This window comes from Sediminicoccus rosea (genome assembly GCF_033547095.1).
Lineage (GTDB): Bacteria > Pseudomonadota > Alphaproteobacteria > Acetobacterales > Acetobacteraceae > Roseococcus > Roseococcus rosea.
In genome coordinates this window covers 4,175,810-4,194,785 of record NZ_CP137852.1, presented here as the reverse complement: position 1 = coordinate 4,194,785, position 18,976 = coordinate 4,175,810, and the positions used below count along the sequence as shown (strand labels likewise).

Here is an 18,976-nt window from a genome sequence, read left to right as displayed (position 1 = left end):
CGCGCAACAATGCCAAGCTGACGCTGCGGGAAGCGCGGGCATGGGCTTGCGCGCCAGGCGGCGCGGAGTCCCGCGGGGTGATACCGGATGGCCTGTAAGCCGGGTTCTGTCTTGGCCCCGAAGGGCCATGGACGACCATTCCTCTGGAGCCTGCGTTGCCGCAGGCTTCGCGCGGCCAACCCGGAGGACGGGGCGGAAATGCCCCTGCCACCAGCGCCGAAGCGCCGTGACGGCCCTCCCTATTCGGCCTTGCTCCCGGTGGGGTTTGCCGTGCCGCCGCCATTGCTGGAAGCGCGGTGGGCTCTTACCCCACCGTTTCACCCTTGCCGGACGGGCCCCAAGCTCACGCCTGTGGCCGGGCCGGCGGTTTGTTTTCTGTGGCACTTTCCCTGGGCTTTCGCCCGCCGGTCGTTAGCCGGCACCGTATTTCCGTGGAGCCCGGACTTTCCTCCAGCACCGCGATCTCTCGCGGCGCCAGCGGTCGTCCAGCCATCCGGTATCCTGGGCTTGTTGCGCCCCAAGGGCGCGTCGGGTCAAGCCTCGACCAGCGCCGCCACCGCCTGCAGGCGCGCAAGCGTGCCGGCATCGGCCTCGCCACTCACCTGTTCGGGCCGCCAATGGCGCTGGAAGGCGGTCAGCAGCACCGGCAGCGGAAGGTCGGTGCGGTAGCCGATGCGGCCCAGCAGCGCGAGCGGATCGCCCTCCGCAGGGCCGTCCTGGGCGGGCCAGAGGCCGATGCCGTTGGCCGCGAGCCCCTCCCAGTCGAACAACTCGCCCGGGTCCTGCTTGCGGTCGGGCGCCACGTCGCTGTGGCCCACGACGTTGCGCGGCGGGATGGGGTGGCGGGCCAGGATCTCCAGGCAGAGATCCGCGACCGCGGCCATCTGGAGCGCGGGGAAGTGCCGGTAGCCCCATTCATGCCCGGGGTTCACGATCTCGATCCCGATGGAGGTCGCGTTCAGCGCCGATTGCCCGCGCCAGTGCGAGACTCCCGCATGGCGCGCCTTCAGCCTCTCCGGCACCAGGCGGAACACCCGCCCATCCTCCTCCACCACATAATGGGAGGAGACGACCGCTGCCGGTTCGCAGAGACGCGCGATGGCCGCGGCGCCGCTCTGCATGCCGGTGTAGTGCAGCATCAGCACGTCCACCACCGCGCCCTCGGGGCGCGGCTCATGGTTGGGCGAGGGGTGCTCGATGATGCGAAGGCTCATCGGCTGTAGACGAAGGCGGAATCCTTCAGGTCGATCCCCGGGAACTGGTCCTTCTCGCTCCAGTAGTCCTGGTTGTGCTGCCATTCCGGCTTGTCGCCGCGCCGGGGCAGCAGGTGCATGCCGCGCATCAGGTAGCCCGGATTGAAGTTCTGTGGGTCGATCCACGGCAGCAGCGGCATGTTGTGGTCCTCCGGCCTGAGCGCCACCTCGACCTGCCGCGCGCCGCGCTCCTTCATCTCGGCCAGCAGGCGGCAGACGAAATCGGCGACAAGGTCGGCGCGCAGCGTCCAGCTTGCGCGGAAATAGCCGAAGACCCAGACGAGGTTGGGCATGCCGGTGAACATCATGCCGCGATAGGTCACCGTCTCGTGGAAATCGAGCGGCTTGCCGTCGATGGTGAAGGCGATGTCGCCCAGCACGTTCAGGTGGAAGCCGGTGGCGGTGACGATGATGTCCGCCTCCAGCTCCTGGCCGGATTTCGTCAGCACGCCCTTTTCGGTGAAGCGCTCGACCTCGTCGGTGACGACGCTGGCCTTGCCGTCGGCCACCGCCTGGAACAGGTCGCCATCCGGCACATAGGCCAGGCGCTGGTGCCAGGGGCGGTAGCGCGGCGTGAAATGCGTGCCGACATCGTAGTCGGGGCCGACGATGCGCTTCACCTCGTGCAGCAGCTCGGCCGCCACCTTGTCCGGCTCGCTGAAGCTGCGGGCTGTGAATTTCGCCTGCTCGAAGAGGATTTTGCGCCGGACGATCTCATGCACCCAGCTCTCGTCCACCTTCAGCTCGCGCAGCTGGTCGGCGATGTCGATGCCGTTGCGGCCGATGCGGAACCAGGTGGGGGAGCGCTGCAGCATGGTCACATGCGCCGCCTTGCCCGCCATGGCTGGCACCACGGTCGCCGCGGTCGCGCCCGAGCCGATGACCAGCACGCGCTGGCCCGTGTAATCCAGGTCTTCCGGCCAGGTCTGCGGGTGGAGGATGCGGCCCTTGTAGTCCTGCATCCCGGGCCATTCGGGCGTGTAGCCCTCGGCGTGGCGGTAATAGCCCTGGCACATCCAGAGGAAGTTGGTGGTGAAGCGCCGCCGCTCGCCCGTGGCCGTATCGGTTGCCAGCAGCGTCCAGAGCTTGGCCGCGCTGTCCCAGGCGGCGCTGTGGATCAGGTGGTTGTAGCGGATATGGGGCGAGAGGCCGTTCTCCTCGATCACCTCGCCCATGTAGCGCAGGATCTCCGAGGCCGCCGCGATGGGCGGGCCGACCCAGGGCTTGAAACGGTAGCCGAAGGTGTAAAGGTCACTGTCCGAGCGGATGCCGGGGTATTTGTGGGTGAGCCAGGTGCCGCCGAAGCTGTGCTGGCTTTCCAGCACGACGAAGCTGGTGCCGGGGCGCTGCGTCGTCAGGTGGTAGGCGCCGCCGATGCCGGAAATGCCGGCGCCCACGATGAGCACGTCGAAATGCTCGGTGCGGAGGTCGGTCTCGGGCTGGAGCAGGGTGTCGGGCATGGCGCGCTCTCCGGTTCCGGCTCGTGGCGGCCGTTGGGGTGTCCTCGGGGCAAGAGGCTAGAGCATGAGCGGGCTGCCGGGGAACACCGAAGGGCGTAAATCATCCGCAAGGGGCGCGCCCGGACATTCCGGGAGGGTGAGGGCCTACAGTTTGCGCTCGCGCTTGATGCGGTCCCCACCGCTTCGCTGGCGAAGCGGGGTCTGGCAGTGCCTGGGACCGCCCGGCCCGGCCCTACAGTTTGCGCTCGCGCTTGATGCGGTCCCCACCAGCTTCGCTGGCGAAGCGGGGTCTGGCAGTGCCTGGGACCGCCCGGCCCGGCCCTACAGTTTGCGCTCGCGCTTGATGCGGTCCCCACCAGCTTCGCTGGCGAAGCGGGGTCTGGCAGTGCCTGGGACCGCCCGGGCCGGCCCTACAGTTTGCGCTCGCGCTTGATGCGGTCCCCACCGCTTCGCTGGCGAAGCGGGGTCTGGCAGTGCCTGGGACCGCCCGGGCCGGCCCTACAGTTTGCGCTCGCGCTTGATGCGGTCCCCACCGCTTCGCTGGCGAAGCGGGGTCTGGCAGTGCCTGGGACCGCCCGGCCCGGCCCTACAGTTTGCGCTCGCGCTTGATGCGGTCCCAGGCGCTGTTGATTTCGGCCACCTTGCCGGTGGCGCGGTCGATCAGTTCCTTGGGCACGCCGCGGGCGGCCAGCGCGTCGGGGTGGTTCTCGCGCATCAGGCGGCGCCAGGTGGCGCGCACCTCCTCGTCGCTCGCCTGGGGCGGCAGGCCGAGCACGGCATAGGCGTCGATGCCCGGCGCCTGGGCTGCCGCGCCGCCGGGCCGCGCCTGGCCGTCCCGCGCGCGCTCCCATTCGCGTGCCTCCAGCTTGAAGCCGAGCTGCACGCGCTGCAGGAACCGCACCTCGCCCCGCGTCAGCGGGCCGTCGGCGCGGGCAATGGTGAAGAGCGCGCCGAGCACATCCTCGAGCATCGCCTTGTCATGCGCGAAGGCCTCGCCCATGCGGTCGGCGAAGGGCTCGAAATCCTCGGCGGTCTCCCGCGCCTCGTCGAAGAGGGCGGCGACGTCGCGCATGTTCTCGGGCGGGATGCGGAACATCCGCTTGAAGGCGTCGATCTCGGCCCGCACCACCGGGCCGTCGGACTTGGCGAGCTTGGCCGAGAGCACCACCACCGAGATGGCGAACAACTGCTCCTTCGAGCCGAGCATGGCGGCGAGGTTGGCGGCGTTGGGGCCGAGGCGCGGGCGGCCATCCGCGGCGTGCCCCGCCAGCGCGCCGAGCAGCCCGCCGATCGGCCCGCCGGTCATGAAACCGGTCACCCCGCCAATGATCTTGCCCCAGAAGCCCAAGCCGATCCCTCTCCAGCCTGCGCCAGATAGCATGCCGCGCGGCTTTTGGCATTGGCATTGCCGGAAAGCGGCCGCAATCCCCCTTGCGCGCCCCGCCCCACCCCTGCAAACGGAAGAAAGGCCTGAGGAGAGCATGCATGTCGGTGGGCAAGTGGCAGTTCTGGATTGATCGCGGCGGCACCTTCACCGACATCGTGGCCCGCCACCCGGATGGCCGCCTCTCCACCGCCAAGCTGCTCTCCGAGAACCCGGAGCGCTACAAGGACGCGGCCGTCGCCGGCATCCGCCAGATCCTGGGCCTGGCCCCCGGCGCCCCCCTGCCCGAGGGCGTGGTCGAGGCGGTGAAGATGGGCACGACCGTCGCCACCAATGCCCTGCTGGAGCGCAAGGGCGAGCGTGTGCTGCTGCTGGTGCCCGTGGGCTTCGCCGACATGCTGCGCATCGGCAACCAGGCCCGGCCGCGCCTCTTCGACCTCAACATCAAGCTGCCCGAGCTGCTGCATGAGCGCGTCGCCGAGATCGGCGGCCGCATCACGGTGGACGGCACCGAGATCGCGCCGCTGGACGAGGCGGCCGCGCGGGCCGCGCTGAAGGCCGCCTACGCCGATGGCATCCGCGCCGTCGCGGTCGTGCTCATGCATGCCTGGGCGCATCCGGCGCATGAGATCCGCGTGGGGCAGATCGCGGCGGAGGAAGGCTTCACGCAGATCAGCCTCTCCCATCAGGCGAGCCCGCTGCCGCGCATCGTGCCGCGCGGGGATACGGCGGTGGTGGATGCCTATCTCTCGCCCATCCTGCGGCGCTACGTGGCGCAGGTGGCCGATGAACTCGGTGGCAACACGAAGCTCTACTTCATGCAGTCTTCGGGCGGGCTGGCGGAGGCCTCGTCCTTCCAGGGCAAGGACGCGATCCTCTCCGGCCCCGCGGGCGGCATCGTGGGCGCGGCCCGCACCGCCGCCATGGCCGGCTTCGAGAAGATCATCGGCTTCGACATGGGCGGCACCTCCACCGATGTCGCGCTCTATGCCGGCCAGTATGAGCGCGCCTTCGAGACGGTGGTGGCCGGCGTGCGCATGCGCGCGCCGATGATGGCGATCAACACGGTGGCGGCCGGCGGCGGTTCCATCCTGAAATTCGATGGCGCCCGCTATCGCGTGGGCCCCGAGAGCGCCGGCGCCGTGCCCGGCCCCGCCTGCTACCGCCGCGGCGGGCCGCTGACGGTGACGGATGCGAACGTCATGGTCGGCAAGGTGCAGCCCGCCTATTTCCCGGCAATCTTCGGTCCGAATGGCGACCAGCCGCTGGATGCCGCCGTGGTGCGCGAGAAATTCGCCGCGCTGGCCGCCGAGATCGCCGCCAGCACCGGCACGAACCCGCGCCCGGAGGACGTGGCCGAGGGCTTCCTCCGCATCGCCGTCTCCAACATGGCGCATGCCATCAAGCAGGTCTCGCTGCAGCGCGGCTATGACGTGACGAAATACGCCCTCACCTGCTTCGGTGGCGCGGGCGGGCAGCATGCCTGTCTGGTGGCCGATGAGCTCGGCATGGAGACGGTCTTCATCCACCCCTTCGCCGGCGTGCTCTCCGCCTATGGCATGGGCCTGGCCGACCAGTCCGTGATCCGCGAGGCGGCGATCGAGCGGCCGCTCTCGGCCGCGGGCATGGCCGCGCTGGAACAGAGGCTCGCCGAGCTCGAAGCCGCCGGCCGCGCCGAGCTCATCCGCCAGGGTGCGGATGGCGCGCGCCTCGCCGCCACGCATCGCCTGCACCTGCGCTATGCCGGCACGGATGCCTTCCTGCCCGTGGCCTTCGGCAGCCACGCCGCCGTGCTGCACGAATTCACCGAGGCGCATCGCGCGCGCTTCGGCTTCGCGACGCCCGAGCGCGAGGTGATCGTCGAAGCCGCACTCGCCGAGATCACCATGCCGGGCGAGGCCGTCGAGGAGGAGAAGCTCGCGGCCCGCGCCCCGGGCGAGGCTGTGCCCCAGCTCGGCCGCGTCACCCTCTTCGCCCAAGGTGCCGCGCATGACGCGCCGGTGCATGACCGTGAGGCGCTGCGCGCGGGCGATGCGATCCGCGGCCCCGCGCTGATCCGCGAGGCCATCGCCACCACCGTGGTGGAGCCGGGTTGGGAGGCGCGGGTCACGCCGCTCAACCACCTGGTGCTCCATCGCATCGAGGCGCGCGCCGCCGCCCGCACCGCCGAGACCGGCCGCGTGGACCCGGTGATGCTTGAGCTGTTCAACAGCCTCTTCATGTCCATCGCCGAGCAGACCGGCGTGGTGCTGCAGAACACCAGCCTCTCCGTGAACATCAAGGAGCGGCTCGACTTCTCCTGTGCGATCTTCGATGCCGAGGGCCAGCTCATCGCCAATGCGCCGCATGTGCCGGTGCATCTGGGCGCGATGGGCGAGAGCGTGCGCACCGTGATCCGCCTGCGCGGCCAGACGCTGAAGCCGGGCGACGTGGTGGCGCTGAACAACCCCTATAATGGCGGCACGCATTTGCCGGATGTCACGGTCATCACGCCCGTCTTCGATGAGGCGACCGGGAAGGATATCCTCTTCTACGTGGGCAGCCGCGGTCACCATGCCGATATCGGCGGCCTGACCCCCGGCTCCACGCCGCCGGGCTCCGCGACGCTGGAGGAAGAGGGCGTCGTCATCGACGATTTCCTGCTGGTGGATGGCGGGCATTTCCGCGAGGCGGAGTTCCGCGCCCTGCTGGCCGGCGCGAAATATCCGGCCCGCAGCCCCGATGTGAACGTGGCCGACATCAAGGCGCAGATCGCCGCCAATGAGATGGGCGTGCAGGAACTTCGCCGCGCCGTGCGCGAATTCGGCCTGGCCACCGTCCGCGCCTATATGGGCCATGTGATGGACAATGCGGAGGAAAGCGTCCGCCGCGTGCTCGCCACGCTGAAGGATGGCGCCTTCGCCACCACCACGGATGATGGCACGCCGCTCGTCGTCGCCGTCCGTGTGGACCGAGAGAACCGCCGCGCCGTGATTGACTTCACCGGCACGGGGCCCGAGCGGCCGGACAATTTCAACGCCCCCACGGCGGTCTGCCGCGCCGTGGTGCTCTACTGCTTCCGCTCGCTGGTGGGCGAGGACATCCCGCTCAACGACGGCTGCCTGAAGCCCATCGAGATCATCGTCCCGCCGGCAAGCTTCCTCGCCCCCACCTTCGGCCACGCGGTCGTCGCCGGGAACACCGAGGTCAGCCAGATGACCTGCAACGCGCTGCTGGCCGCGCTGGACGCCTGCGCCAGCGCGCAGGCGACGATGAACAACAGCCTCTTCGGCGATGATACCTATCAGTATTACGAAACCATCTGCGGCGGCACCGGCGCCGGCCCGGGCTTCCACGGCACCTCCGCCGTGCAGACCCACATGACCAATACGCGCATGACCGACCCTGAGATCCTGGAGATGCGCTACCCGGTGCGGCTCGAGGAATTCGCCATCCGGCGCGGCTCGGGCGGGACGGGGAAGTGGCATGGCGGTGACGGCTCGCGCCGGCGCATCCGCTTCCTGCGCCCCATGCAGGCGGTGGTGGTCGCCTCCCGCCGCAACGTTGCCCCGCATGGCCTGCATGGCGGCGGCGATGGCGCGCCCGGGCGGCAATGGGTGGAGCGCGCCGATGGCCGCATCACGCCCATTCCCGGCAATGCCGGCAAGGCCGATCTCGCGGTGGGTGACGTGCTGGTGGTGGAAACCCCCGGCGGCGGTGGCTGGGGAGAAGGGTGAGGCGGCTTCTTCTCCTCACGCTCGCCGCCGGCCTGCTCCTGCTGGCCGGCGCTTCGGCCTGGTTGCTGCCGCGGTGGCTCGACTGGGACCGGCACCGCGGCGCACTTGCTGAAATCGCCTCCGAGCGGCTGGGCAGGCCCGTCGCGCTCGAAGGCCAGGTGGCGCTCGTCCTGCTGCCGCAGCCGCGGCTGGAGGCATCGCGCATCGTCATCGGCCAGGCGGCGGATGAGATCCAGATGTCGGCCCGCGCCCTGCGCCTCCGGCTGGATCTCTGGGCGCTGCTGCTGGGCAGGCTGGAGGTGCGCGAACTCGCCCTTGTCGGCGCCGATATCCGCCTGCCCTGGCCGCCCACCTCCCTGCCGGGCCTCACGCCGCCACCCTGGCTGACGGCGCTGGATGCGCGGCTGGAGGAAAGCCGCATCCAGATCGGCGGCGCGGTCGTCGAGGGCGTGAATGCGCGCCTCATGGCGGGCGAGATCGGCGAGGCGCTGACGGCGGAAGGCAGCCTCGCCTGGCGCGGCCGGCCCATGCGCTTCCAGGCCGTGCTGGGCCGTGCGGGCGATGCCGGCGTGGCGCCGCTCGACGTTACGGCCTCGGCCGCCGGGGCCAATCTGCGCGCGCGCGGCGTGCTGCTGACCGAGGGCGGCTTCGCCGGCCGGCTGGAGGCGGCGGGGCCGGATCTCTCCGCGCTGATCCCGGCCCCCGCCGCCGCCTTCCGCGCCACCGCCAACCTTGCCGCCGGGGCAGAGCTGATCGTGGCGAACCAGCTCGAACTCACCCTCGGCGCGGATGCCGTGCGCGGGGGCGCCCTGCTGCGCCTGGTGCCCGAGCCGCGCTTCGAACTGACGCTGACCGCCCCCAGCCTCGACCTGGAGCCCTGGCTCGCCGCGCTGCGCGGCGCCGGCGCGCAGGCCGTGCCGGTCTCGCTCGACCTCTCGGCCGAGGCGGCGCAATTCGGCCCGCTGCGCATGACCGACCTGCGCGCCACCGCCAATCTCCAGAACGAGCATCTCACGCTTGGCCGCGTCAGCGCCGCCATGGCGGGCGAGACGACGCTGGAGCTGTCCGGCGGCGGCGGTGCCGCGCGGCTGGAGCTCGGCCTGCGCTGGCGCTCGGCCCGCCCGGCGGAATGGCTGGCGGCGGCGGGCCTTGCCCCGCGCCTTGCCCCGCCCGAGGGCCCGGCACTCGGCAGCCTGCGCCTCTCCTGGGAGGGCGGCGCCTTCGCGGTGACGGAACTCGCGGCGCAACTCGGCCAGAGCCGGGTCAGCGGCGGCTTCGTCTGGCGTCCCGGGGCACGGCCCAACCTCGCCCTCGGCCTGGAATTCGACGAGCTGGCGCTGCCGCAATCCCAGGCGGAACTGGCCGCCGCCCTGCGCGAGGCGGCGGGCGAGGCCGACCTGCAACTGCGCCTTTCCTTCGCCCGGCTCCGCCTGCGCGATGACGTCTGGGAGCGGCTCGCGTTCGATGGCGCGACGGAGGGCGGGCGCATCCTGCTGCGGCGCCTCGCCGGCCGTCATCTCGGCCTTGATGTGGTGCTGGCCGGCACGCTCTCGGGCACCGGCTCTGCCGCCCGTCTCAGCGAGATGACGCTGGAGGCCGAAGGCCCCGCCGGCCCCCTGCTCGGCCGCCTCGGCGTGGTGCGGCCCGACCTCGCCACCGCGCCACTGCGCCTCCGCCTCTCGGGCGCCGGGCCGCTCGATGCGCTGGCGCTGCGCCTGGAGATCGACCTGGCCGAGGCGCGGCTGGAGGCGCAGCTCACCGTGGATGTCCCGCAGGACCGGGTGCAGGCGCGGCTGACCGCGCGGCATCCGGGTGCGGCGCGTCTGCTCAGCCAGGCGCTGGCCATCCCGCCGCCGGACTGGATCGGCGAGGGATCCTTCTCGCTCATCGCCAATCTCGGCTGGCGCCTGGCCGATGGACGGGGCGCCTGGAACGCCGAGAGCTTCGAGCTGGTGGCGGGCGAGCTGCGCGGGCGCGGGCAGGTCACCCTCGCGGGGGAACGCCCGGCGATCGCCGGGCGCCTGGCGCTGGAGCGCCTGCCGCTGCCGGATTGGCGCGGCCTGGACCTCACCGCCTGGCCCGGGCTGGATCTTGACCTCGCCGTGACGGCCGATCGCGTGGCGCCGCGCGGGCTGCCGCTGCTGGAGGCGGCATCCGCGCGGCTGCGCGCCGATGCCGCCACGCTGCGGCTGGAAGACGGGCGCGCAAGCCTTGCGGGTGGCAACCTCGCGGCGGCGCTGCGCCTGGAGCGCGCGGGGCCGCGGCTCGCCCTGGAAGGCAGCATGACCGACATCGTGCTCGCCGCGCCTCTCACCGGCCGGCCGCTCGACATCGCGGCGGGGCGGCTCTCGGGCGAGTTGCGGCTGGAGGCGGGCGGCGCCACGCCCGCCGCCTGGCTGCGCAGCGCCGCGGGCGAGGGCAGCCTGACGCTGCGCGACGGTGTGGTGCAGGGCTTCGACGCGCCCGCCGCCGCCGCGGCACTCGGCTGGGCCGACCCCGGCACCGCGCTCGGCGCTGCGCTGGAATCCGGGGCGACGCCGATCGAGCGCGGGCGCGTCGCCTTCACCCTGGCCGAGGGGCGGCTCACCATCACCGAGGCAGCGCTGGGGGCCGAGGCGGGCCTTGCCCTCGGCCTCTCCGGCACGGTGGACCTCCCGGAGGACCGCGTGGCGCTGCGCCTTGCCCTGCCCGTGCCGGAGGGCGCGCCGCCCGTGGCGCTGGAGGTCACGGGGCCGAGCCTGAACCCGCGCCGCGCCGCCGACCTCGCGCCCTGGCGCGCCTGGCGGGCGGCGAACCCGCCCTGAACCCAGAGCTCTGAGCCCTAAGCTCTAAGCCCCTGGGCCCTCAGCCCTGGCAGCCCGTGGACGGCGGGCGCGGGCCGGGGCAGGCTGCGCCGGCTTGTTCCAGAACCCCGAGAGTGATCCAGAATGACCGAGACTGAGACCCGCCCCGCCGCCTCACGCGCTGCGGCCTCCCGCGCGGGGGCCTTGGCCCGCGCGGCGGAAATGTTCGACACGGGCGCGCTGAAGGCCCGGCTCACGGAATTCGTTGCCATCCCCTCCACCGCGCAGGACCCCGCCTTTGACGCCGCGCTGCACCAGTATCTGGACCAGGCGATCCGCCCCTGGGTCGAGCGGCTGGGCTTCACCGTCACCATTCATCCGAACCCGCTGGAGGGCTTCGGCCCTATCCTCACCGCCGAGCGCATCGAGGACCCGGCGCGGCCGACCGTGCTGCTCTATGGCCATGGCGACACGGTGCGCGGCATGGATGAGCAATGGAGCCCGGGCCTCACGCCCTGGACGGTGACCGAGCGCGACGGCCTCTGGTACGGGCGCGGCACGGCGGACAACAAGGGCCAGCACATCATCAACCTGATGGCGCTGGAAGCGGTGCTGGAGGCCCGTGGCGGCAAGCTCGGCGGCAATGTGAAGCTGGTGCTGGAGATGGCCGAGGAGCGCGGCAGCAAGGGGCTGCGCGAATTCGTCGCCGCGAACGCGAAGCTGCTGGCGGCCGATGCGCTGATCGCGAGCGACGGCCCGCGCGTGATGCCGGAGATTCCGACCATCGCGACCGGCACGCGCGGCACCTTCCATTTCGACCTGGTGGTGAAGCTGCGCGATGGTGGCGTGCATTCCGGCCATTGGGGTGGGCTGACGACCGACCCCGCCGTGATGCTCTCGCATGCGCTGGGCTGCATGATGGACCGCAACGGCAAGATCCTGGTGCGCGACTGGTTGCCCCGCAACGGCGTGCCGGCCGAGGTGCGCGGTGTGCTGCAGGGCTGCGAAGTCGGCGGCGGTGGCGAGGCCGCGACGATCGACGCCGGCTGGGGCGAGCCGGGGCTGACCGCGGCCGAGAAGATCTATGGCTGGAACAGCCTGATCATCCTGGCGATGACGAGCGGCCAGCCGCATGCGCCGGTGAATGCGGTGGCGCCCGATGCGTGCGCGCATTGCCAGATCCGCTACACGGTGGACACCGATCCCGCGACCTTCGCGGAGAGCCTGCGCCGCCACCTGGATGCCAACGGCTTCCAGAACGTGGCGATCGAGAATGCCGGCATCCGCATGCCCGCCTCCCGCACCTCACCCGACCACCCCTGGGTGCGTTGGGCGCGGGAGAGCATGGAGCGCTCGCTCGGCAAGCATGTGCAGGTGATCCCGAATTCCTCGGGCGGGCTGCCGGGGGATGTCTTCGTGGATCATCTGGGTGTGCCGTTGGTCTGGGTGCCGCACAGCTACAATGGCTGCAAGCAGCATGGCCCCGACGAGCACCTGCTGCCCGCGCCGGCGCGCGAGGGGCTGCTGGCCTTTGCCGGCATGTGGTGGGACCTGGGTGAGAAGGCGGCGTAGGGGCCGGGCGGGAGCGGCCCTCACAAAATGGTCCGGCCGCACAGCGGCCGGCGCCGCCCAATCAGACGGTTGGACCGGCGCAACCGTGGCGCGGCGAAGCCAAGCGGCCGGAGGCCGCGCCCGGCGTCTGAGGGCAAAAACTAAGCCACCGGCCCTTCCGGGGCCAGCATCCCTTGGCCCAGCGTCAGCCCGCAGGCCTGCGCCAGATGCACCACGTCGAGCAGGAATTCGTGGCGCGTCTCGCGCTCGGCCGCGGCGCTGGCCACCTTCATGTAGGTGATGACCTCGACGCCGATCCCGCCCTCATTGATGGCCGCGAGGCCGATATCGGTGCGTTCGGCGACGAAGATCTCATCCTCGCGGATGCGCTGGCGCAGCGCCTGGATGAAGCTCTCCAGCGCCTGCGGGTTCGCCCCGCCGGTCACCGGCAGCGTCGTCTTCAGCAGGCGCAGCCGGCGTGAGCCGAGGTTGTTGATGGTGGAGTCCGAGAGCTTGCCGTTCGGGATCACCATCACGCTGTCCTGCGCCGTGCGCACGCGGGTCGAGCGGATGCCGACATGCTCCACCGCGCCCTCGATCTCGCCGCTGCTGATCCAGTCGCCGCGCTGGAAGGGGCGGTCGGTGACGAGGATGCCCGCGCCGAAGACGTTCGACAGCGTCTCGCGCGAGGCGAAGGCGAAGGCGAGGCCGCCGATGCCCAGGCCCGCGATGATCCCGCCCGTCGGGATCGAGAGGAAATGCGCGACGCTGAGGAAGCCCGCCACCACCACCATGAGCCGCGCGGTGGCGAGCAGCAGGGTGAAGAGGATGTCGTCCGTCGCGCTGGCTGAGCGGCTGGAGATGCGCGCCAGGATGATGCCCGCGGCGCCGAAGACGCGCCATGCGACCACGCTGGCCGCGATGGTGAGGCAGATGCCGAAGAAGGGCAGGGAATAGCGCCGGAAATGCTCCGGCATCCCGATCAGGTCCGGAAAGAAGGCGGCGAGGCTGATGCCGATGACGATGCCCAGCGCCCAGGTGAAGCTTGCGCCGCTCTCCTCCCCGCCCACCACCGCGTCCATCCCGCGCCGCGCGAGCCGCGCGCCGATGGTGCCCACCAGCACGGCCCCCGACATGACCAGAAGTCCCAGCAGGATCTGCCAGTATTCCGTCTGGCCGATCCGCCCCAGCAACGCCGGCGCATGTGCCTTCGTCAGGTCGCGCAGCACGAAGAAGCGCGCGTGCGGGATCAGGCCGGGGGGTGTGGCCAGTGGCGGCGGCAGGCTCTCCACCGCGTTGAAGATGCGCGCGGCGTCCCGCACGGTCTGCGCGGTGAAGCGCCAGGGTGCATTCGCCTCCTGGCTCACGGGCGCGATGACGATGCTGCCCGCCGGATGGCTGAAATGGATGTAGGGCGCGCGGTCCGCGCCGTCATTCGGGATGGATTGCAGCCCGACCAGGCCGATGTGGTTCAGCGCGCGGCGGAGGAATTGCGCGGTCATCGCGCCCTCGCCCTCGCGCAGCACCTCGGGCACCGCCGAGAGATCGAGCGTGGAGAGCGCCAGCGCCCGGCCCTCGCCCTGCCAATCGGCCATGCCCTCCAGGAAGCTGCGCATGGTGTCGCGCGGGTTGCGCATCTGCCGCCAGGCATCGGCCGGTGGGAAGCGGCCGCCGGTCAGCACCAGCAATTGCCGCCGCGCCGCATCCAACGCGGCGGCATCGGGCATGCGCAGCCGCCATAACCCGTCCTCGCCGCGGACCAGGGTGAGGTGCAGCCGCGCGCCGCTGCCCGACTGGTGCAGCGTGAAGGGCACCTCGGCCGCATCGGTGGCGAGCGGAATGGCGCTGATGCGGAAGGTGGTGAGGTCGATCAGCGCGAAGAGTTCCTGCACCAGGCGCAGATGCTCCTGCCGCCCCAGCCCGGCCTCCAGCCCCGAGAAATCCACGGCGCCGATCGCCAGCGCCCAAGCATCCGACCGGCCGCCGCGGGCCAGGTTGCCGCTGACGATGAATTGCCGGAAGGCGTCGCGCGGGGTGGACTGGTTCAGCCCGGTGGTGGCCGGCGGCGCCTGGGTGCGTGAGCCGGTCCACCATTCGCCGTCGTCATAGCGGCCGGTGAAGCTGGCGCCGTCACGGTCCATGACGAAGAGGAAACGACCGCTGTCATTCCCCTGGGTCCAGCTCCCCTGCAGGGTGCGGCCCTCCGCCACCGCCTCGATCCGCCCGCCATAGAGGGGATAGCTGCCGGTGACGCGGCTGCCCTCCTGCCGGAGGATCAGGTGGTCCCCGTCGTCACGCCAGCTGGTGATCCATTCGCCGGTCCAGGGGCCATTCGCCAGGGCCGCGAGCGGCAGCAGGAGCAGGAGAAGGACGGTGGCGAGGCGGCGCATGGCGGGTCTCAGAGGCTGCGCGTCGTGTAGCCGTGGGTGATGCCGCGGCCGCGCACCGGGTCATGCAGCGTCACGCGGAAATCGGCGGCAGGGCGGATGCCGCCATGCACCGCCAGCGTGCCGCCGAACATGAGCAGGCCGTGGCCGGTCGGCACGCCGAGCGCGCGGGCCTTCTCCAGCAGGTCCTCCGGGTGGCGCATCGCGGCGACCAGGCCGCGCTGGTAGGTCACCCAGGCGCCGCCCTCCCGGATCTCGCTGTGGATCTCGAGGCTGTCCCAATGCGGCGCCACCTCCTCCCAGCGCCAGAGGGCGGCGCTGATGGGTTTCGGGCACATCTGCTTGGAGACAGGGATGGAATAGGCCTCCACCTTGCGATCGGTGTGGTCCGAGCCGCAGCCGATGAAGCGGCCCTCCGGCGTCTCGAGCAGGATCCACTCGCCCTCGCCGCTGCTGTCATGGCCGAGCACATCCACCGCCGCGTCCTGGGTCAGCGTCTCGAGGCCGGCGCGGTAGTAGCAGGGGACCGTCGCCGGGGGCGCGATGCCGAGCGCGGCCAGCTCGTCGATGTGCTCCTGCAGCTTGTGCGCGTCCCGCCCGGTCCAGCCGGCGATGACGAGGTCGGTGATGCCGAGGCGGATCGGGCTTCCATCGAGCGTGAAATCGAGCATGCGCATTTGGGGGCGTCCTGGACAAGCGGGAAGCCGCATCGGAACATGGGCGGACAGAAAAGGGGAGGGGGGCCGCATGGAACATGTGGGCTTCATCGGGCTTGGCATGATGGGCCGGCCGATGGCGATGAACCTGGCGGCGAAGCAGGTGCCGCTCACGACGCTCGACGCCGCGGGGGTGACGCTGGAGGGCGTGCCCGCCATGGCCGATGCCGCGGCGCTGGCGCGGGCGAGCCGCCTCATCATCCTCATGCTGCCCGATAGCAAGGCCGTGGCCGCCGTGATGGCCGGCCTGCTGCCCGCGCTGCAGGCCGGCTCGCTCCTCATCGACATGGGCAGCAGCGAGCCGGGCGAGACGCGGCGCTGGGCCGCGGCGCTGGCGGAAAAGGGCTGCGCGATGCTGGATGCGCCGGTCTCGGGCTCGGTGCCCAAGGCGCGCGCCGGCACGCTGGCCATCATGGTGGGCGGCGCGGATGCGGATTTCACCCGTGCCGAGCCGGTGCTGCGCGCGATGGGCGAAGCGATCATCCGCACCGGCGCCATCGGCAGCGCGCATGCGATGAAGGCGCTGAACAACTACGTCTATGCGGCCGGCCTGCTGGCGGTGAGCGAGGCGGCGCAGATGGCCGAGGCCCAGGGGCTCGACCTCGGCATCTTCGCCCAGGTGCTGAATGCGAGCTCCGGCCGCAACATCGCCTCCGAGACCAAGCTCGCGCAGGAGATCACCTCGCGCCGCTACGCGGGCGGCTTCCAGCTCGGCCTGATGCGCAAGGACCTGGAGACGGCGGGCGGCATCGCGGCCGCGACGGGGGCGGAGGCGCCGCTGCTGGCCCTGCTGCGCGCGCGCTGGACGGAGGCGCTGGGCGTGCTCGGCCCGCGCGCGGACAATACGGAAATCCATCGCTACATCACCGGGAAGGCCAAGCCATGACCCTCACACGTCGCACGGCGCTCGCGGCCCCGGCGTTGCTCGCGCCGCTTGCCGCCACCGCGCAGTCGTGGCCCGAGCGGCAGATCCGCATCGTCGTGGCCTTTCCGGCCGGCAGCGTGACCGACAGCCTGGTGCGCAACCTGGTCGAGCCGCTCTCGCGCGAGCTGGGGCAGACGGTGATCATCGACAACCGGCCGGGCGGCAATGGCGTGGTCGGCACCATGGCAGTGAAGGGTGCTGCACCCGACGGCTACACCATGGCCGTGCTGAGCGTGACGAATGGCGCGCTGAACACCTACCTCGTCCGCAACCTGGCCTATGACCCGATCCGCGACTTCACGCAGATGGGCTTCCTGGCCGAGGCGCCCTATCTGCTGGTGGTGCCCAACTCCTCGCCGGCGCGGAATGTCGCGGAATTGCTGGAGCTGGCGCGGCGCCGCCCGGGTGAGCTGACCTTCAGCCACGGCAATGCGAGCGCGCTCATCGGCAGCCAGCTCATGAACCGCATGGCGGGCGTGCGCATGCTGGCCGTGCCCTCGCGCGGCGGGCCGGAGGCGCTGACCGAGGTGCTGGCGGGCCGCATCGATTCCACGCTGACCGACTTCGCCTCGGGCCTCGCGCAGGTGCGGGAGGGGCGGGTGCGCGCGCTGGGGGTGACGACGCCGGGCGTCTTCCCGCTGGCGCCCGAGATCCCGCCGATCTCGGCCACGCTGCCGGGCTATGAGCTGACGGTGTGGTTCGGGCTTGCCGCGCCGGCGGGCACGCCGGCGCCGGTGGTGGTGCGCTTCAATGCCGCGCTGGCCCGCGTGCTGGCGCAGGCGGATGTGCGGGAGCGGCTGGGCCGCCTCGGCTTCGCGCCGCGCGCCATGCAGCCCGAACAGTGGCGGGACTACCTGCAGAACCAGATCACCAGCCTGACGCGGCTGGCGCGCGAGGTGGGGCTGGAGCCGAGCTAGCAGCCCGGCTCCTTCTCCGTTCAGCCGATCTTGTGGTCGGCCATCTTCTCCAGCGCCTGGACCATGCCCGAATGGTCCCACTGGCTGCCGCCCATCGCCGCGCAGGCCGAGAAGAGCTGCTGCGCGGAGGCCGTGTTGGGCAGCGCCACACCCAGTTCCTTCGCCGATTGCAGGGCGAGGTTCAGGTCCTTCTGGTGCAGCTCGATCCGGAAGCCAGGGTTGAAGGTGCGGTTGATCATGCGCTCGGCATGCACCTCCAGGATGCGGCTATTGGCGAAGCCGCCCATCAGCGCCTGGCGCACCTTGGCCGGATCCGCGCCCGCCTTGCTGGCGAAGACCAGCGCCTCGGACACCGCCTCGATGTTCAGCGCCACGATGATCTGGTTCGCGACCTTGGTCACCTGGCCCGCGCCGTTCTCGCCCACGCGGGTGATGTTCTTGCCCATCAGCTCGAAGAGCGGCAGGGCGCGCGCGAAGGCGGCCTCGGAGGCGCCGATCATGATGGTGAGCGCTGCGTTCTTCGCCCCGATCTCGCCGCCGGAGACCGGCGCATCAATGTAGTCGCAGCCGAGCGCGTTGATCTTCGCCGCGAAGTCCTTCGTCGCCGTCGGGCTGATCGAGGACATGTCGATGACGAGCTTGCCGGCGGACAACCCTGCCGCCACGCCATTCGCGCCGAACAGCACGCGCTCCACATCGGGCGTGTCCGGCACCATGAGGATGATGATCTCCGCCGCCTTCGCGACCGCGGTCGCATCGGCCACGATGGTGAAGGCAGCGCGCGTCTCGGCCTTCAGCGAGGCGCGCTCGGGCGCGATGATGGTGTGGCCCGCCTTGGCGAGGTTCTGCGCCATGGGCAGGCCCATGATGCCGAGGCCGATGAAACCGATGTTCATGTGGGACGTGTCCTTGTTGCCAATGAGGAGAGGGGCCGCCTGATGACCGGAGCGCCGCAGGGCGCGAAGGTCTGAATCAGCCGGCTGGCGGCTATGCCGCCCGATATTTGGCGAACCAACCGAGGCCTGCGACCGTCTCGCCCTTCGGGCGATACTCACAACCGATCCAGCCGCGGAAGCCGCTGGCGTCGATCGCGTTGAAGACGAAATCCCAGTTCACCTCGCCCGTGCCCGGCTCGTTGCGCCCGGGGTTATCGGCCACCTGCATGTGGGCGATGTAGGGCAGGAGTTCGGCCGCGCGGCGCGCCACATCGCCCTCGGTGATCTGGCAGTGGTAGAGGTCGAATTGCAGGCCCACGCGGTCCATGCCCAGCGCGTCGATGATGCGCGTGGCTTCCTTCGTGGTGTTGAGGAAGAAGCCCGGGATGTCGCGGTGGTTGATCGGCTCGATCACCGGCTTCACGCCGGCCTTGGCGCATTCCTCCGCCGCGAAGTCGAGATTGGCGGCATAGGTCGCGAGCAGCGTGTCGCGCGCCGCACCCGCCGGCGTCAGGCCCGCCATGACATGCAGCCGCGGGCACTTCAGGGCCGTCGTGTACTCCAGCGCGCGCTTGATGCCGTCCTTGAATTCGGCGCGGCGCTCGGGCAGGCAGGCCATGCCGCGCTCGCCCGCGTTCCAATCGCCGGGCGGCGCGTTGAACAGCACCTGGGAGAGGCCATTGCCCTCCAGGCGCTTGGCGATCTCGGCCGCCGGGAATTCATAGGGGAAAAGGAATTCCACCGCCTCGAAACCCGCGGCCCGCGCGGCGGCGAAGCGGTCGAGGAAGGGCACCTCGTTGAACATCATCGAGATGTTCGCGGCAAATTTGGGCATGGGGACGTCTCCGCGCGGCATCCATGTGCCGTGGTTCGATGCATAGAATGCCGCGGACCCATGGGCTAGCCCAGTGTTGCGGGGTCGCGTGTTGCGGCGTTGCCGGCTTTCGCG

At 71.1% G+C, this 18,976-nt stretch carries 12 protein-coding genes and 1 other RNA gene; 5 read left to right on the top strand and 8 right to left on the bottom strand.

Annotated elements, in window-relative coordinates; genetic code table 11:
• Positions 1-79: 79 nt before the first annotated feature.
• The 4 genes from rnpB to R9Z33_RS20160 form a co-directional block, all read right to left on the bottom strand.
• An RNA gene (gene rnpB, locus R9Z33_RS20175) (RNase P RNA component class A) lies at positions 80-497 on the bottom strand.
• Positions 498-533: 36 nt separating this feature from the next.
• A complete protein-coding gene (locus tag R9Z33_RS20170; protein ID WP_318648360.1) occupies positions 534-1,214 on the bottom strand; it encodes an N-acetylmuramoyl-L-alanine amidase in 681 nt (226 codons plus the stop codon).
• Positions 1,211-2,713 (bottom strand): flavin-containing monooxygenase, encoded by a 1,503-nt coding sequence (locus R9Z33_RS20165; protein ID WP_318648359.1) that lies wholly within the window; start codon positions 2,711-2,713, stop codon positions 1,211-1,213. Before R9Z33_RS20165 ends, R9Z33_RS20170 begins: the two co-directional genes overlap by 4 nt.
• A gap of 586 nt (positions 2,714-3,299) precedes the next feature.
• Positions 3,300-4,061, bottom strand: coding sequence for a TerB family tellurite resistance protein (locus tag R9Z33_RS20160; protein WP_318648358.1), 762 nt, complete (start codon positions 4,059-4,061; stop codon positions 3,300-3,302).
• A 137-nt stretch (positions 4,062-4,198) separates the two neighbouring features.
• Between R9Z33_RS20160 and R9Z33_RS20155 the strand changes: the two genes are divergently transcribed.
• The 3 genes from R9Z33_RS20155 to R9Z33_RS20145 all read left to right on the top strand — a co-directional run bounded on the left by R9Z33_RS20155 (position 4,199) and on the right by R9Z33_RS20145 (position 12,168).
• On the top strand, positions 4,199-7,813 hold the full coding sequence (locus R9Z33_RS20155; protein ID WP_318648357.1) for a hydantoinase B/oxoprolinase family protein: 3,615 nt from the start codon (positions 4,199-4,201) through the stop codon (positions 7,811-7,813).
• Positions 7,810-10,617 (top strand): AsmA family protein, encoded by a 2,808-nt coding sequence (locus tag R9Z33_RS20150; RefSeq protein WP_318648356.1) that lies wholly within the window; start codon positions 7,810-7,812, stop codon positions 10,615-10,617. The genes R9Z33_RS20155 and R9Z33_RS20150 overlap by 4 nt, the downstream gene beginning before the upstream one ends.
• A 123-nt stretch (positions 10,618-10,740) precedes the next feature.
• Positions 10,741-12,168, top strand: coding sequence for a M20/M25/M40 family metallo-hydrolase (locus tag R9Z33_RS20145; protein ID WP_318648354.1), 1,428 nt, complete (start codon positions 10,741-10,743; stop codon positions 12,166-12,168).
• A gap of 140 nt (positions 12,169-12,308) precedes the next feature.
• Here R9Z33_RS20145 and R9Z33_RS20140 read toward each other — a convergent pair whose 3' ends face one another.
• The gene (locus R9Z33_RS20140; protein ID WP_318648353.1) at positions 12,309-14,537 is read right to left on the bottom strand and encodes a mechanosensitive ion channel family protein; all 2,229 of its coding nucleotides are present in this window, start codon (positions 14,535-14,537) and stop codon (positions 12,309-12,311) included.
• Positions 14,538-14,545: 8 nt separating this feature from the next.
• Entirely contained in the window at positions 14,546-15,211 is a 666-nt protein-coding gene (locus R9Z33_RS20135; RefSeq protein ID WP_318648352.1) for a DUF2848 domain-containing protein, read from the bottom strand.
• A gap of 70 nt (positions 15,212-15,281) precedes the next feature.
• On the opposite strand from R9Z33_RS20135, the gene R9Z33_RS20130 reads away from it, so the two are divergent.
• Entirely contained in the window at positions 15,282-16,136 is an 855-nt protein-coding gene (locus R9Z33_RS20130; protein ID WP_318648351.1) for an NAD(P)-dependent oxidoreductase, read from the top strand.
• Positions 16,133-17,092 carry a Bug family tripartite tricarboxylate transporter substrate binding protein gene (locus R9Z33_RS20125; RefSeq protein WP_318648350.1) on the top strand — a complete coding sequence of 320 codons (960 nt, stop codon included), beginning with the start codon at positions 16,133-16,135 and terminating at the stop codon, positions 17,090-17,092. Before R9Z33_RS20130 ends, R9Z33_RS20125 begins: the two co-directional genes overlap by 4 nt.
• 20 nt (positions 17,093-17,112) lie before the next feature.
• Here R9Z33_RS20125 and R9Z33_RS20120 read toward each other — a convergent pair whose 3' ends face one another.
• Positions 17,113-17,988 carry a 2-hydroxy-3-oxopropionate reductase gene (locus R9Z33_RS20120; RefSeq protein ID WP_318648349.1) on the bottom strand — a complete coding sequence of 292 codons (876 nt, stop codon included), beginning with the start codon at positions 17,986-17,988 and terminating at the stop codon, positions 17,113-17,115.
• 91 nt (positions 17,989-18,079) lie between these two features.
• Positions 18,080-18,862: a 2-oxo-tetronate isomerase gene (otnI, locus tag R9Z33_RS20115; protein WP_318648348.1), complete on the bottom strand. Its 783-nt coding sequence runs from the start codon at positions 18,860-18,862 to the stop codon at positions 18,080-18,082.
• Between the last annotated feature and the right edge of the window lie 114 nt (positions 18,863-18,976).